The following is a 13226-nucleotide window of genomic DNA, read 5'->3' as shown; positions in this document are numbered from 1 at the left end:
GAACAACCCACCCGCGGATCCAACTCCGCGCACACCTCGTCCAACACCTCGCCGAACCGCGGGAACACCGCCGCCAGCCCCACACCCATACCAGCCCGCTGAGACCCCTGACCCGTGAACAGGAACGCCGTCCTGCCACCCACCACACGACCCTCGACCACACCCGCAGCCGACTCACCCACAGCCAGAGCCGCAAGCCCCGCCAGCAACTCCTCACGACCGGCCGCGACCACCGCACCACGATGCTCCAACCGCGCCCGCGACATCACCGCCGAAAACGCAACATCACCCAGGGACACATCGGGTTCAGCAAGCAGACGCTCCCGCAGACGAGCAGCCTGCTCCCGCAACGCCACCGCGGACTTCGCCGACACCACCACCGGTACGACGCCAGGCGACGAGGACGCGGCCGACTCGGCAGACTGCGGCTTCTTCGTCGGCGTCGTCCTCTCGGCGGGTGCCTCTTCGAGGATCACGTGGGCGTTGGTGCCGCTCACGCCAAAGGAGGAGACGCCCGCGCGGCGGGGACGCTGCTCCGAGGCGGGCCATTCCCGGGCCTCGGTCAGCAGCTCGACCTCGCCCGCCGACCAGTCCACGTGCGGAGACGGTTCGTCCACGTGCAGCGTGGCCGGCAGCACACCGTGCCGCATCGCCATGACCATCTTGATCACACCGGCCACACCGGCCGCCGTGGCCGTGTGTCCGATGTTCGACTTGACCGATCCGAGGAGCAGCGGACCGCTCTTCCGCTCCTGGCCGTAGGTCGCCAGCAGCGCCTGCGCCTCGATCGGGTCACCCAGCTTCGTGCCGGTGCCGTGGCCCTCGACCGCGTCGATCTCCGCGGGAGTCAGTCCGGCGTTGGCGAGCGCCTGGCGGATCACCCGCTCCTGCGAGGGACCGTTCGGCGCGGTCAGACCGTTGCTCGCACCGTCCTGGTTCACCGCACTGCCACGCAGCAGGCCCAGGACCCGGTGGCCCTTGCGGCGGGCCTCCGACAGCCGCTCCACGACCACCAGGCCCAGGCCGTCGGAGAAGCCGGTGCCGTCCGCGGAGGCCGAGTACGCCTTGCAGCGTCCGTCCGGCGCCAGACCGCGCTGACGGCTGAACTCCATCAGTACGAACGGTCCGGCCATCACGGTCACGCCGCCGACCAGTGCCATCGAGCACTCGCCGGACCGCAGGGACTGCGCCGCCATGTGCAGCGCCACCAGCGAGGAGGAGCACGCCGTGTCGACCGACACCGACGGTCCTTCCAGCCCGAGGGTGTAGGAGATGCGGCCGGAGACGACACTGGTCGTCGCGCCGGTCAGCCGGAAGCCCTCGACCTGAGGCAGGCCGCCGGCGGGCACCGCGGCGTAGTCGGAAGAGCCGACACCGCAGAACACACCGGTGTCACTGCCGCGCAGGGAGGTGGGGTCGATGCCCGCGTCCTCGAACGCCTCCCACGCGGCCTCCAGCAGCAGCCGCTGCTGCGGGTCCATGGCCAGCGCCTCGCGAGGGCTGATCCCGAAGAACTCCGCGTCGAAGTCGGCGACACCGTCGAGGAAGCCTCCACCGCTGGTGTAGATGGTCCCGAGTCGCTCCGGGTCCGGGTCGTAGAGCCTCTCCAGGTCCCAGCCACGGTCGGTGGGCAGGCCCGAGATGCCGTCGCCGCCCGAGGCGACCAGCTCCCACAGGTCCTCCGGCGAGGTCACCCCGCCCGGGTAGCGGCAGCTCATGCCGACGATCGCCAGCGGCTCGTCGGTCTCCGTCCGGCGCCGCCGTACGGCGGGCTGCGGCACGGCCGCGGCGATGCCACCGATCTCGGACAGGAGCAGTCGGGTGATCGCCATCGGCGTCGGGTGGTCGAACACGAGGGTGGCGGGCAGCCGTACGCCGGTGGACTGGGTGAGCCGGTTGCGCAGTTCGACCGCGCTCAGGGAGTCGAAGCCGAGTTCCTTGAAGGCCCGTTCCGGGTCGATCGCGGCGGACGAGGCGTGCCCGAGGACGGATGCGACCTGCGCCTGCACCAGCTCCAGCACCACCCGCTCGCGGTCCGCCTCCGCCACACCTGCCAGACGCTGCGCCAGCGACACACCGGAGTCGGCGCGGCGGGCCGGCTCGGGTGCCAGCCCGCGCAGCAGCGGCGGTAGCAGGCCCGCGCGGGCCTGGGCCCTGATCGCGGCCAGGTCCAGCTGGACCGGCGCGAGCAGCGCCGCGTCGAGACCGAGCGCCTGGTCGAACAGTCCGCGTCCGAGCTCGGCGGCTATGGCGCTGATGCCCATCCGCGCCAGTCGGGTTCGGTCGGCCTCGGCCAGCTCGCCGGACATGCCGCCGGCTTCCGACCAGAGACCCCAGGCCAGGGAGCTCGCCGGCTGCCCTTCGGCGCGGCGCAGGTGGGCGAGCGCGTCGAGGCCCGCGTTGGCGGCGGCGTAGTTGCCCTGGCCGGGGCTGCCGATCAGTGCGGCGGAGGAGGAGAACAGTACGAACGCCGACAGGTCCATGTCGGCGGTCAGCTCGTGCAGATGCCACGCCGCGTCGAGCTTCGGGCGCATCACCCGCTCGACCTGCTCGGCGGTCATCGCCTCGATCACACCGTCGTCCAGTACGCCTGCGGCGTGTACGACCGCCGTGAGCGGCCGGTCCAACGAGCCGAGCAGTCCGGCGAGCTGGTCGCGGTCGGAGACGTCGCACGCTTCGACCCGCGCCGTGGCGCCGGCCGTCTCCAGCTCGGCGACCAGCTCGGCGACACCCTCTGCCTCAGGGCCGCGACGGCTCACCAGCAGCAGTTGCTGCACCCCGTGGTGCTCGGCCAGGTGCCTGGCGAACAGAGCGCCCAGGCCACTGGTGCCGCCGGTGATCAGGACGGTGCCGTCCATGGCGGGCATGGCGTCCGGTGCCTTCGACACGCGCGCCAGGCGCGGGGCGAGCAGCCGGCCGCCGCGCACGGCGAGCTGCGGCTCGTCCAGGCCGAGCAGCGCCCCCCACTCCGGAGCCTCATTGTCGAGGTCCACGAGCAGGAACCGGCCCGGGTGTTCGGCCTGCGCGCTGTGCACCAGACCCCACACCGAAGCCTGCGCCACATCCGGCGTCTCCTCGCCGACCACGGCGGCACCCCGGGTGGCCACGACCAGCCGCGCCTCACCCGCCCACTCACTCGCCAGCCACCGCTGCACCAGGGCCAGCGCACCGGCCGCGGCCGTACGCGCCGCCTCCGCCGGGTCGGCGGTACCGGCCGGAGCCCCGACCGGGGCCACGACCACCTCAGGCGCCTGAGCACCCTCGACCACCGCCGACTCCAACGCGTCCAGGTCGGCGAACTCGTCGCCGAGGACAGCCACCCGTACCGACGCCGACGAAGCGGGCGACGCAGCCGTGACTTCGGCCCAGTCGAGCTGGAACAGGGAGTTCTGCTTGGTGCGCTGACCGCTGTCCAGCTGCGCCTGTTCCACGGGTCGCATGTCGAGCTGCGCCATGCTCAGCACCGGCTCGCCCTGCTCGCCGACGATCTCGACGCGCAGCGCGCTGCCGTCCGCCGGGCGGATGCGTGCCCGTACCCGGGACAGCCCCAGCTTGCCGAGCCGCACGCCCGACCAGGAGAACGGCAACACCGCGGACACGTCCTCGCCCTGCTTCAGCAGACCGCCGTGCATGGCGGCGTCGAAGAGGGCCGGGTGGATGCCGAAGCCTTCACCGCCGGTGTCACCCGGCAGCGAGACCTCGGCGTAGACGTCGTCACCGGAGCGCCACACCGCACGCACGCCCTGGAAGACGGGGCCGTAGTCGTAGCCGAGGTCCGTCATGCCGGCGTAGAGCGCGTCGACCGACGCCTCTTCGGCGTCTGCAGGCGGCCACTCGACGGGCCACTCGTCGGTCCACTCGTCTTCGGGTTCGGTGTCGGGTGCGAGCAGGCCGCGGGCGTGGCAGGTCGTGTCCTGCTCGTCGTCCTCGCCGGTCTCCGGGCGGGTGTAGATCGCCACCTCGCGGCGGCCGTCCTCCCCCGCCCGGCCGACGGTGACCTGGATCTGGACCGTGACGCCTTCGTCGAGGAGGAGTGGTGCCTCCATGACGAGTTCGTCGACCACGGGGGTGTCGGCCTGGCGGCCGGCGGTGAGCGCGAGCTCGACCAGGGCGGTGCCGGGCACGATCACGGTGTCCAGCACGACGTGGTCACGGGTCCAGGGTTGGGTGTCGGTGGACAGGCGTCCGGTGAGCACCCATTCGTCGCGGTCGCCGACCTGCACCGCGGCCGACAGGATCGGGTGTCCGATACGGCTCTGACCTGCCGCCGCAGCGTCACCCGCGCCCGTGCCCGGGGACAGCCAGTACCGCTCCCGCTGGAACGCATACGTCGGCAGCTCCACCCGCCTGGCACCCGTGCCCTGGAACAGTGCGTTCCAGTCCACCTGCACCCCGGCGATGTGCGCCCGGGCCAGGAACCCGGCAAACGTCGACGCCTCCTCCTGCTTGGCCCGCAACGCCGACACCAACACAGCATCCACATCCACGTCCCGGGCCTCGCCGTCCTCCAGGCACTGGCGTGCCATCGCGGTCAGCACACCGTCCGGACCCAGCTCCAGGAACCGGCGCACCCCCAGATCCCACAGGGTCTGCACGCCGTCGGCGAACCGCACCGCCTGCCTCACATGACGCACCCAGTACTCCGGATCCGCCACCTCCGCCGACACCAGCCCACCGGTCATATTCGACACCAACGCAATCCGCGGCACCGAATAGGACAAGCCCCGGGCAATCTCCTCGAACTCGGCGAGCATCGGCTCCATCCGCGGCGAGTGGAACGCATGACTGACCCGCAACCGCGTCGCCTTACGCCCCTGCCACCCCGCCAACCACTCCTCGACCGCATCCGCATCACCCGACACGACCACCGCCCGCGGCCCGTTCACCGCCGCGATCTCCAACCGGCCCACGAACCCGACCAGCGACTCCGCCACCTCCACCTCACCGGCCTGCACCGCGACCATCGCACCACCAGCCGGCAACCCCCCCATCAAACGACCACGCGCCACCACCAGCTCACACGCATCCGCCAGCGACAACACCCCCGCCACATGAGCCGCCGCAATCTCCCCCACCGAATGCCCGATCACATAATCCGGACACACACCCAGCGACTCGACCAGACGGAACAGCGCCACCTCCACCGCGAACAACGCCACCTGCGTGAACTCCGTCGCATCCAGCAACAAAGCCCCCGCCGAACCCTCCTGAGCCTCCAACAACTCCCGAACCGAACAACCCACCCGCGGATCCAACTCCGCGCACACCTCGTCCAACACCTCGCCGAACCGCGGGAACACCGCCGCCAGCCCCACACCCATACCAGCCCGCTGAGACCCCTGACCCGTGAACAGGAACGCCGTCCTGCCACCCACCACACGACCCTCGACCACACCCGCAGCCGACTCACCCACAGCCAGAGCCGCAAGCCCCGCCAGCAACTCCTCACGACCGGCCGCGACCACCGCACCACGATGCTCCAACCGCGCCCGCGACATCACCGCCGAAAACGCAACATCACCCAGGGACACCTCCGGCTCCGCCACAAGGTGCGCCCGCAGACGAGCCGCCTGCTCCCGCAACGCCACCGCAGACTTCGCCGACACCACCACCGGCACGACCGGAAGCCCGGCGCCGTCGGCCGGAGCATCAACGCTCTCCTCGGCCGGCGCCTCTTCGAGAATGACGTGGGCGTTGGTGCCGCTCACGCCGAAGGAGGAGACGCCCGCGCGGCGGGGACGCTGCTCCGAGGCGGGCCATTCCCGGGCCTCGGTCAGCAGCTCGACCTCGCCGGAGGTCCAGTCGATGTGCGGGGACGGCTCGTCCACGTGCAGCGTGGCCGGCAGCATGCCGTGCCGCATCGCCATGACCATCTTGATCACACCGGCGACACCCGCGGCGGTGGAGCTGTGACCGATGTTGGACTTGATCGACCCGAGCAGCAGCGGGTCGCCGGCGCGCTCCTGGCCGTAGGTCGCCAGCAGCGCCTGCGCCTCGATCGGGTCACCCAGCTTCGTACCGGTGCCGTGGCCCTCGACCGCGTCCACCTCCGCAGCGCTCAGGCCCGCGTTGGCGAGCGCCTGGCGGATCACCCGCTCCTGCGAGGGACCGTTCGGCGCGGTCAGACCGTTGCTCGCACCGTCCTGGTTCACCGCACTGCCACGCAGCAGGCCCAGGACCCGGTGGCCCTTGCGGCGGGCCTCCGACAGCCGCTCCACGACCACTAGGCCCAGGCCGTCGGAGAAGCCGGTGCCGTCCGCGGACGCGGCGTACGCTTTGCAGCGCCCGTCCGGCGCCAGACCGCGCTGACGGCTGAAGTCGATCAGCAGGTTGGGCCCGGTCATCACGGACACGCCGCCGACCAGTGCCATCGAGCACTCGCCCGACCGCAGGGACTGCGCCGCCATGTGCAGCGCCACCAGCGAGGAGGAGCACGCGGTGTCCACGGTGACGGCCGGGCCCTCCAGGCCGAGGGTGTAGGAGATACGGCCGGACAGCACACTCGTGGTCGTGCCGGTCAGGCGGTAGCCCTCCATCTCCGGCAGCATCGTGGCGCCGCCGTAGTCCGAGGTGACCGCGCCGCAGAAGACACCGGTGTCGCTGCCGCGCAGGGACGTCGGGTCGATACCCGCGTCCTCGAACGCCTCCCACGCGGTCTCCAGCAGCAGCCGCTGCTGCGGGTCCATGGACAGTGCCTCGCGCGGGCTGATCCCGAAGAACTCCGCGTCGAAGTCGGCGACGGTGTCGACGAATCCGCCACTGCGTGTGTATGAGGTGCCCGGGTGGTCCGGGTCCGGGTCGTAGAGTCCCTCCAGGTCCCAGCCACGGTCGGTGGGCAGGCCCGAGATCGCGTCGCGACCGGAGGCGACCAGCTCCCACAGGCCGTCGGGGGAGGTCACTCCGCCCGGGTAGCGGCAGCTCATGCCGACGATCGCCAGCGGCTCGTCGGTCTCCGTCTGCTGCGACCGCAGCTGCACCACCGGGCGAGGGGCCTCGATGTCCCCGATCGAGGTGAGCAGCATGCGTGCGGCGGCCACCGGAGTCGGGTGGTCGAACACGAGGGTGGCGGGCAGCCGCAGTCCGGTGGACTGGGTGAGCCGGTTGCGCAGTTCGACCGCGCTCAGGGAGTCGAAGCCGAGTTCCTTGAAGGCCCGGTCGGGGTCGATCGCGGCGGACGAGGCGTGCCCGAGGACGGATGCGACCTGTGTCTGCACCAGTTCCAGTACCACCCGCTCGCGGTCCGCCTCCGCCACACCTGCCAGGCGCTGCGCCAGTGAGCCGCCCACCTGTGTGCGGCGGGCCGGCATCCGGACCAGGCCGCGCAGCAGCGGGGGCAGCATCCCGGCCCTTGCCCGGGACCTGAGGACGGCCATGTCCAGCCGCACCGGTGCGAGCAGCGTGGCGTCGGCGCTCATGCTCTGGTCGAACAGGTCCAGGCCCAGCTCGGTGGGCAGGGCGCTGACGCCCAGTCGTTCAAGCCTCTCGATCTCGTCTTCGCCGAGTTGTCCGGTCATGCCGGTGGCGTCGGCCCACAGGCCCCAGGCCAGCGAGGTGGCGGGCAGGCCCTCGGAGCGGCGTTTGGCTGCGAGCGCGTCCAAGGCGGCGTTGGCGGCGGCGTAGTTGCCCTGGCCGGGGCTGCCGATCAGTGCGGCGACGGAGGAGAACAGTACGAACGCCGACAAGTCCATGTCGGCGGTCAGCTCGTGCAGATGCCACGCCGCGTCCACCTTCGGACGCATCACCCGCTCGACCTGCTCGGCGGTCATCGCCTCGATCACACCGTCATCCAGTACGCCTGCGGCGTGTACGACCGCCGTGAGCGGCCGGTCCAACGAGCCGAGCAGTCCGGCGAGCTGGTCGCGGTCCGAGACGTCGCAGGCCTCGACCCGCGCCGTGGCGCCGGCCGCCGCCAACTCGGCCACCAGTTCCGCCACACCGTCGGCGGCCGCGCCGCGACGGCTGACCAGCAGCAGGTCCCCGACGCCGTGGCGCTCGACCAGGTGCCTGGCAAACAGCGCACCCAGACCACCCGTGCCACCGGTGATCAGTACCGTGCCGTGCGGGTCCAGGGACTGCGGAACCGTCAGGACGACCTTGCCGACGTTGCGGCCCTCGCGCAGGAACCGGAAGGCCTCCCGCCCCTGACGCACATCCCACGCCCGGACCGGCGAATGGGACAACACGTCCTGCTCGAACAAGGCCGTGATCTCGACCAGCATCTCCTGAAGCCGATCGACCCCCGCCCCGTCGAACAGATCGAACGACTCATAGCGCACGCCGGGGTGGGCAGCGCCCACGACCTCGGGGTCGCGCACATCCGCCTTCCCCATCTCGACGAACCGGCCACCACGCGGCAGCAGATCCAGCGAGGCATCCACGAACTCACCCGCCAGCGCGTTGAGGACCACATCCACGCCCTGGCCGCCGGTCGCCTCCAGGAACGCCTCCCGGAATGCGAGGTCCCGCGACGAGGCGATCCGCCCCTCCCCGACACCCAACTCCCGCACCGCGTCCCACTTGTGCGCGCTCGCGGTCGCGAACACCTCCGCACCCAGATGACGGGCCAACTGCACCGCGGCCATACCCACACCACCGGCCGCCGCGTGCACCAGCACCCGCTCACCCGCACGCACACCCGCACGATCAACCAGCCCGTAGTACGCCGTCAGATGCACCACCGGCACCGCCGCCGCCTGCACGAACGACCAACCCGACGGCATCGGCACCACCATCCGCCGATCCGCCACCGCCACCGGACCGAACCCCTCAGGAACAAACCCGAACACCCGGTCACCCGGCCTCAGGTCCGTGACCTGGGCGCCGACCTCCAGCACCACACCGGCAGCCTCACTGCCCAACGGCGCCTCACCCGGATACATCCCCAACGCGATCAGCACGTCACGGAAGTTGACGCCCGCCGCACGGACACCCACCCGGACCTCGCCAACACCCAGCGCACGCCCGCCCTCGGACGGCACCAGCGCCAGATCCTCCAGCGAACCCGCCCGGCCCACCGCCAACCGCCACGCCTCACCCGCCGGCAACGACACACCCGCACGACCCAACCGCGGCGCCAACAACCGTCCACCACGCACCGCCAACTGCGGCTCGTCCAGACCAACGAGCGTGCCCCACTCCGGAGCCTCGTTGTCGTCGAGGTCCACGAGCAGGAACCGGCCCGGATGCTCCGACTGCGCACTGCGCACCAGACCCCACACCGGCGCCAGCCCCACATCCGGCACCTCGTCACCGACACCGACGCCGTCACGCGTGGCCACGATCAACCGGGCCTCGCCCAGCCACTCACTCGCCAGCCACCCCTGCACCAGCGCCAGCGTCTCGATCGCGGCCGCCTGCGCCGCCCCCGGCCCCTCACCCAGCGGGGTCTCGAACGCTGCGACGACCACCTCGGGAGCCTCCGCTCCCTCGGCGAGCGCCAACTCCAACGCCTGCAGATCGGCGAACTCCTCACCGAGGACAGCCACCCGCACCGACGCGGACGAAGCGGACGACCCTGCCGTCACCTCGGCCCAGTCCACCTGGAACAGCGAGTTGTCACCACCCCGAGCACGCTCGAGCTGCGACGCATCCACCGGGCGGAAGAAGAGTTTGTCCATGTGCAGTACGGGCTCGCCCTGCTCGCCGACCACGTCGATCCGCAGCGCGGAGTCGCCTGCCGGGGAGACCCGCACGTGGGCCCGGGTCGGGCCGCCGTTGCCGAGGCGGACCCCGGACCACGAGAAGGGCAGGACCACTCCGTCGCCCGATTTCTTCCCCAGCAGACCACCGTGCATGGCGGCGTCGAGCAGTCCGGGGTGGACGCCGAACCCGCCGTTGTCGGTGCCGTCGGGCAGTGCGATCTCCGCGAAGACCTCGTTGCCGCGGCGCCATGCGGCGCGCACGCACTGGAACATCGGCCCGTAGTCGTAGCCGAGGTCCGTCATGCCGGCGTAGAGGGCATCGACCGACGCCTCTTCGGCGCCCTCTGGCGGCCACACCTCTCGCCACTCGGCGGTGGGCTCGGCCTCGGGGGCGAGCCAGCCACGCCCGTGGCAGGTCGCTTCCCGCAGCTCTTCTTCGGTCACGCCCTCGGGGCGGGAGTAGATCGCCACCTCGCGGCGGCCGTCCTCCCCCGCCCTGCCGACGGTGACCTGGACCTGTCGCGCGGCGGCGTCGTCCAGGACCAGCGGCGCTTCCAGCACCAGTTCGTCCGCGACCGCGCAGCCCGCCATGCGACCGGCGGTCAACGCCATCTCCACCAGCGCGATGCCCGGCACGATCACGGTGCCCAGCACCATGTGGTCAAGGGTCCAGGGCTGGGTGTCCTGCGAGATCCGCCCGGCGAACACCCACTCGTCACGGTCGCCGATCTGCACCGCGGCGCCCAGCACCGGGTGCTCCACCCGGACCAAGCCCGCCACGGCCGCGTCGCCGGCCCCGGTTCCCGAGCTCAGCCAGTAGCGCTCACGCTGGAAGGCATACGTCGGCAGTTCGACGCGCTTGGCGCCGCTGCCGTCGAACAGGACGGTCCAGTCGACCGTCACGCCGGTGGTGTGGGCTTCGGACAGGGACAGCAGGAACCTGCGCAGACCACCCTCACCACGCCGCAGGGAACCCACCACGCCGATACGGTCCTGGACGCCGTGTGCGGTCAGGGTCTCCTCGACCGCCATCGCCAGCACCGGGTGCGGCGACATCTCCAGGAAACACCCCGTCCCGTTGTCCGCCAGAGCCCGCACGGCGGGTTCGAAACCGACCCGGCCGCGCAGATTCCCGTACCAGTACGAGCCATCCAACGTCGCGGTGTCGACAAACCCGCCCATGGCCGTGGAGTAGAAGGGCACGCGTCCCGACACGGGCGCGAGAGGCGCCAGGACCTTCAGCAGTTCCGCCTCGATGGTCTCCACCTGCACCGAGTGGGAGGCGTAGTCCACCGCCACCCGACGCGCCCGGATACTCTCGCGCTCGCAGCCGGCGACGATCTCGTCCAGCGCACCCGGCTCGCCCGCGATCACCACCGCCGCCGGGCCGTTCACCGCCGCCACCGACACCCGGCCCTCGAACGGGAGGAGTAGTTCCTCGACCTGCTCCACCGGCAGCGCGACCGACACCATGCCGCCCAGGCCGGCCAGACGCTCACGCACCAGACGGCTGCGCAACGCCACCACCCGCGCACCGTCCTCCAACGACAACCCGCCCGCCACACACGCGGCGGCGATCTCGCCCTGCGAGTGCCCCACCACCGCCGACGGCTCCACCCCATGGGCCCGCCACAGACCCGCCAGCGAAACCATCACCGCCCACAACACCGGCTGGACCACATCCACCCGCTCCAGCGACGGCGCACCCTCCACCTCACGCAGCACATCCACCACACGCCAGTCCACGAACGCGGACAGCGCCTCGTCACACGCCGCCATCTGCTCGGCGAACGCCGAAGAGGAATCGAGGAGTTCCACCGCCATACCGGCCCACTGCGCCCCCTGACCCGGGAACACGAACACCGGCTTTCCGCCCTCGACACGGCCCTCGACGACGTGTTCGGCCGGTTCGGCCGAGGACAGCGCCTCGAGACCGCTCAGCAGCGCATCCCGGTCCGTGGCGACCACCACGGCACGGTGCTCGAGTTGCGCCCGCGTCGTCACCGCCGAGAACGCGACATCGCCGAGAGACACCTCCGGCTCCGCCAGAAGGTGGGCCCGGAGGCGGTCGGCCTGTGCGCGCATGGCTGCCTGGCTGCGCCCGGACACCGCAACCGGCACCACCGGAAGCTCGTTGCTCGTGGCCAGCTCCTCGGCCGGTTCCTCGGTGGGCGCCTCTTCGAGGATCACGTGGGCGTTGGTGCCGCTCACGCCGAAGGAGGAAACCCCCGCGCGGCGCGGACGCTGCTCCGAGGCGGGCCATTCCCGCGCTTCGGTCAGCAGCTCGACCTCGCCCGAGGCCCAGTCCACGTGCGGCGACGGTTCGTTCACGTGCAGCGTGGCCGGCAGCATGCCGTGCCGCATCGCCATGACCATCTTGATCACACCGGCGACACCGGCCGCAGTCGAGCTGTGGCCGATGTTGGACTTGATCGACCCGAGCATCAGCGGGCCGCTCTCGTCCCGCTCCCGGCCGTAGGTCGCCAGCAGCGCCTGCGCCTCGATCGGGTCACCGAGTTTCGTACCCGTGCCGTGGCCCTCGACCGCGTCCACCTCGGACGGCCGCAGACCTGCGTTGGCGAGCGCCTGGCGGATGACCCGTTCCTGTGAGGGACCGTTCGGTGCGGTCAGGCCGTTGCTCGCACCGTCCTGGTTCACCGCGCTGCCGCGCAGCACCGCCAGCACACGATGGCCCTTGCGGCGGGCGTCCGACAGCCGCTCCACGACCACCAGGCCGAGGCCGTCGGAGAAGCCGGTGCCGTCCGCGGAGGCCGAGTACGCCTTGCAGCGTCCGTCCGGTGACAGCGCCCGCTGGCGGCTGAACTCGACGAACAGGAACGGGCCGGACAGCACGGTGACGCCGCCGACAAGTGCCATGGAGCATTCACCCGAGCGCAGGGACTGCGCGGCGATGTGCAGTGCCACGAGCGAGGAGGAGCACGCCGTGTCCACCGACACCGACGGCCCTTCCAGGCCCAGGATGTAGGAGATGCGTCCGGACACCACGCTCGAGGTGGATCCGGTCAGGCGGAGCCCTTCGACCTGGGGAAGGCTGCCTGCCGGGCCGACGGCGTAGTCAGATGCGCCGACGCCGCAGAAGACACCGGTGTCAGTGCCGCGCAGCGACGTCGGGTCGATACCGGCGTCCTCGAACGCCTCCCACGCGGCCTCCAGCAGCAGCCGCTGCTGCGGGTCCATCGCGGTGGCCTCACGCGGGCTGATGCCGAAGAACTCGGCGTCGAAGTCGCTGACCCCGTCGATGAAGCCGCCCACGCGCGAGTAGGACGTGCCGAGCCGGTCGGGGTCCGGGTCGTAGAGCCTCTCGAGGTCCCAGCCACGGTCGGACGGCATCGGCGACATGCCGTCGCGACCGGATGCCACGAGCTCCCACAGCCCCTCGGGGGTGGTCACTCCGCCCGGGTAGCGGCAGCTCATGCCCACGATCGCCAACGGCTCGCTCGCGCGGTCCTCGTACTCGCGCAGCCGGGCCTTGGCCTCGTTGAGATCGACGGCCGTCCGCTTGAGGTATCGCAGGAGCTTCTCGTGCTCGGATTCGGTGCTGCCAACGCTCATGTCCATAGTCCT

The 13226-nt window shown here is 71.4% G+C and carries 1 protein-coding gene (running past one end of the window); it reads right to left on the bottom strand.

Translation table 11 applies throughout. The features are described 5' to 3' along the window. Positions 1–13214 carry the 5' portion of a type I polyketide synthase gene (locus OGH68_RS35470; RefSeq protein ID WP_264249690.1) on the bottom strand. It extends 4609 nt beyond the left edge of the window, so only the first 13214 of its 17823 coding nucleotides appear in the window; the start codon lies at positions 13212–13214; its stop codon lies off the left edge, out of view. Positions 13215–13226 lie beyond the last annotated feature (12 nt).

The sequence above is a fragment of the Streptomyces peucetius genome, assembly GCF_025854275.1.
Lineage (GTDB): Bacteria > Actinomycetota > Actinomycetes > Streptomycetales > Streptomycetaceae > Streptomyces > Streptomyces peucetius_A.
This window is presented reverse-complemented; position numbering and strand designations above follow the sequence as displayed.